The sequence below is a fragment of the Planomonospora algeriensis genome (genome assembly GCF_977012225.1).
Window position 1 is genome coordinate 1 of the sequence record NZ_CDRNDK010000558.1, and the last position, 3,640, is coordinate 3,640.

General features: G+C 74.3%; 3 protein-coding genes and 1 pseudogene. All 4 read right to left on the reverse strand.

What is annotated here, in order from left to right:
- Window positions 1-834 (reverse strand): putative protein N(5)-glutamine methyltransferase (locus tag ACWJ6R_RS32365; protein ID WP_449065861.1); only part of this gene is annotated, 834 nt, incomplete at its 3' end.
- Window positions 835-1,025: 191 nt separating this feature from the next.
- Window positions 1,026-1,646: a LysE family translocator gene (locus tag ACWJ6R_RS32370; RefSeq protein ID WP_449065862.1), complete on the reverse strand. Its 621-nt coding sequence runs from the start codon at window positions 1,644-1,646 to the stop codon at window positions 1,026-1,028.
- Between the two features lie 192 nt (window positions 1,647-1,838).
- Window positions 1,839-3,074 (reverse strand): kynureninase, encoded by a 1,236-nt coding sequence (kynU, locus tag ACWJ6R_RS32375; protein ID WP_449065863.1) that lies wholly within the window; start codon window positions 3,072-3,074, stop codon window positions 1,839-1,841.
- A gap of 37 nt (window positions 3,075-3,111) precedes the next feature.
- Window positions 3,112-3,640 (reverse strand): annotated as a pseudogene (locus ACWJ6R_RS32380) (hypothetical protein); the annotation flags it as partial.

The following is a 3,640-nucleotide window of genomic DNA, read 5'->3' on the forward strand; positions in this document are numbered from 1 at the left end:
GGCGGCCACCCGCCGCAGGACGGCGAGCCCGTCCGCGCCGCCGTCCAGCGCCACCCGCGCCTCGTGGAGCCGGGCCTCCGGGGGCAGGAGCGTGATCTCACCGGTGGGCACGTAGGGCACGTTGGCGAGCAGGACGCCGACACGCCCTCGCAACGCGGCGGGCAGCGGCTCGTAGAGGTCGCCCCGGTACACCCGGCCGCCCAGGGCGGCGAGGTTGCGGCGGGCGCAGGCCACCGCGGCGGGGTCGATGTCGGCGGCGTGCAGTTCCACCCCGCCGGGGGTGCCGTCCGGAGGGTCCTCCGGAGCCCTGTCGGCGGCTCTCTCCGGAGGCGCGGCCAGGGCCGCCACCAGGGCCGCGCCCAGCGCCCCCGAACCGCAGCACAGGTCGACGACGACGGATCCCGGACGGGCGAGGGCGGCGGCTCGGCGGACGAGGAACTCGGTGCGGCGGCGGGGCACGAAGACCCCGGGATCCACGGCCACCCTCAGGCCGCAGAACTCCGCCCAGCCCAGGACGTGTTCGAGGGGGAGGCCGGCGACCCGCCGCTCCACCATGGCGGTGAGCTCACCGGGCGTCCGCGCCGCGGCGGCGAGCAGCTCGGCCTCGTCCTCGGCGAAGACGCAGCCGGCGGCCCGGAGCCTGGCGACGACGGCGGACGGGGCCGCGGCGGCGGACAGACCGGCAGGCGGGACGGCGGAGGCCTCGACGCCGGACAGGCCGACAGGCGGGACCTCGACGCCGGACGGGGTATCGACGCCGGACGGGACGGCAGGCGGGGCCGCGGCGGGCGGCGGGGGAACGGATCGGATGTGTGGTGACGGCTGAACCGGCATGAGAGCCCTTCGGAATTCCGATGGGTGCTCTCTCGGTCACCTAGGCCGGGTGGACCGCAGGGCCGTGAGAGGAGAGCACCCGGCCTGATCTGGCGTTGATGGGTCTCACCTCCTCAGGTACGTCCACTGCTGGGGACGGCAACGCTACCCACCCGGACCCCGCCGCGCAAACATGCCGGCGCCGGGCGTCGTCAGGGCTGCTGCACGGCCAGGCGGATCGCGAAGCCGACCAGCAGCAGACCGGTGACCTGCTCGACCCTGGCGCGGACCCGGGGCGCGCGCAGCAGCGCGCCGATCCGGTCCACCACCACGTTGTAGAAGCCGAACCAGAGCAGGTACAGCCCGGCGAAGATCGCCGACAGCAGGAGGGCCCGGCCCAGCGTGTTGCCGTGGGCGGGCAGGAACTGGGGCAGGAAGGTCACGAAGAAGAGGGCGACCTTCGGATTGAGCACGTTCGACAGGAAGCCGTTGCGGACGTGCCGGAAGGGCGGGCCCCCGTCGGCCGGGACCTCCGCGACGGCGACGGCGGCGGCCGTACGACGGCTGGAGCGCAGCGCCTGAACGCCGAGCCAGAGCAGGTAGGCCACGCCCGCGATCCTCAGCACGGTGAACGCGGTGGCCGAGGCCAGCAGCAGGGCCGAGAGCCCGATCGCGGCGGAGGCGGCGTGGACGGCGAGCCCGAACAGGCCGCCGGTCATGGTCAGCAGGCCGGCGGTACGGCCGAAGGCGAGGGCGTTGCGCGTGATCAGGGCCTGGTCGGGCCCGGGAATCATGATCATTACAAGCGCCGTGACCGCGAAGGTCGTCAACATGGAACGGGGGTCTCCCTGGACATGTGGTGAGAAAAGTGCCTTGTGGGCGCGCTCATCCTATTTATCCAGGGAGACCCGGAGACCACCGGGCGACGGCGAACCGGTCGCGGGCGCGCGGCGGACCGGCGACCAGGCCCGGCGACAGACCGAACCCCGGGGCCGGAGACCACCGGGACCGGGGGCGGACCGGGGTCAGGTGACGGCGAGCCGCCGCCGGTACCGCTCGTCGCGCCAGTGCTCCTTCTCCAGCACCTCCGCCAGCGTGACCGCCGCGTCATACACGTCCACATGGCGGATGTACAGCGGGGCGAAACCGAACCGGAGGATGTCCGGGGCGCGGAAGTCCCCGTGCACGCCCCGGTCGATCAGTGCGCGCATCACCGGGTAGCCCTCCGGATGGGTGAAGCTCACCTGGCTGCCCCGGCGCTCCGGGTCGCGGGAGGTGACCAGCCCGAGCCCGTACGGCGCGCACAGCTCCTCGACCAGGTCGATGAAGAGGGAGGTGAGCGCCACGCTCTTGGCCCGCACCTCGGCCAGGTCCGCCCGCTCCCAGACGTCCAGCGAGGCGTTGAGCGAGGCGAAGGAGAGCACGTGCGGGGTGCTCACGGCGAAGCGCCGCACCCCCTCGGCCGGGCGGTAGCCGGGCTCGAACGCGAACGGCGCGGCGTGGCCGTGCCAGCCGGTCAGGATGTGCTCGGCGTCGGCCTGGTGGCGCGGGTGCACGTAGACGAACGCCGGGGAGCCGGGGCCGCCGTTGAGGTACTTGTAGGTGCAGCCGACCGCGAAGTCGGCCGGGGACACGTCCACCTGGTAGGCGCCCGCGCTGTGGCACAGGTCCCAGACCATCAGCGCGCCCGCCGCCTGGACCCGCGCCGTCACCTCGGCGGTGTCGTGCCGGTTCCCGGTCCGGTAGTCGACCTCCGACAGCAGCACGCACGCCACGTCCCCGCCCGCGAGCGCCGCGTCGAGGCCCTCCGTGCCGCGCACATCGCGGATCTCGTAGCCGCCCAGCGCCCCCGCGAGCCCCTGGACCATATAGCGGTCGGTCGGGAAGTTGTCCAGGTCCGAGACGATCACCCGGCGTCCCGGGCGCAGGCGCAGCGCGGCCGAGACGGCTTTGACGATCGCGATCGAGGTGGTGTCGCCCACCACGACCTGTCCGGGCCCCGCCCCGATCAGGGGGGCCAGCCGGTCACCGGTCGAGACCGGCAGGTCGAACCAGCCGTCGGCGTTCCAGGCGCCGACCAGACGGCCGCCCCACTCCTCCTCCACGACCCGGGTGACCGCCGCCGAGGCGCTCCTCGGCGGCGCTCCGAGCGAGTTGCCGACCAGGTAGACCGTCCCCTCGGGCAGGACGAACTCGTCCCGGAGGTGCCGGAGGGGATCGGCGGCGTCGAGGGCGGCGCAGTCCGCGCGGCTGATGGCCATGAATCATCTCCCGGTTGGGTCCTTACCAGTCCTCCCATCATCCAGCACGGGAACCTGTGCGACCACCGGGTGGCGCCCCGGACCCCTCGGACCCCTCGGACCCTTCGGACCTCTCGGCCCCCACGGCTCCCACCAAGGCCGCCGCGCGCTCCGCCGTACCCCGGGCCCAGGGGCCCGTGGTCGCGGCGCCGAGGACGAGCACGGCGGCCCCGCAGCCGGTGATGATCCACCAGGCCGTACGGGCGGCCCCGGTGAAGCCGGGTCCCGCGGCGACGAGCTCACCGCCCACCCCGGCGGCGATCACCGAGCCGACCACCGCGACGCCCAGGACCTGGCCGACCTGGCGGCTGGTGGAGGCGATCCCCGCCGCGACCCCGGCCTGCGAGACCGGCATCCCGGAGACGGCCGTGTTCGTGACGGGGGCGTTGAGCAGGCCCATGCCGACGCCGAACAGGACGAAGGAGGCGAGCAGCAGGGCGTCGGGGGAACCTGGGGAACCGGTACCGCCCACCGCCGACAGTCCCCCGCCCAGCGTCATCGCCGCGCCCGCCGCCAGCAGCGGCGGG

What these genes read in the sequence shown, in the direction of transcription:
- ACWJ6R_RS32370 (WP_449065862.1), bottom strand. Translation starts at nt 1,646, where the DNA reads ATGTTGACGACCTTCGCGGTCACGGCGCTTGTAATGATCATGATTCCC.
- kynU (WP_449065863.1), bottom strand. Translation starts at nt 3,074, where the DNA reads ATGGCCATCAGCCGCGCGGACTGCGCCGCCCTCGACGCCGCCGATCCC.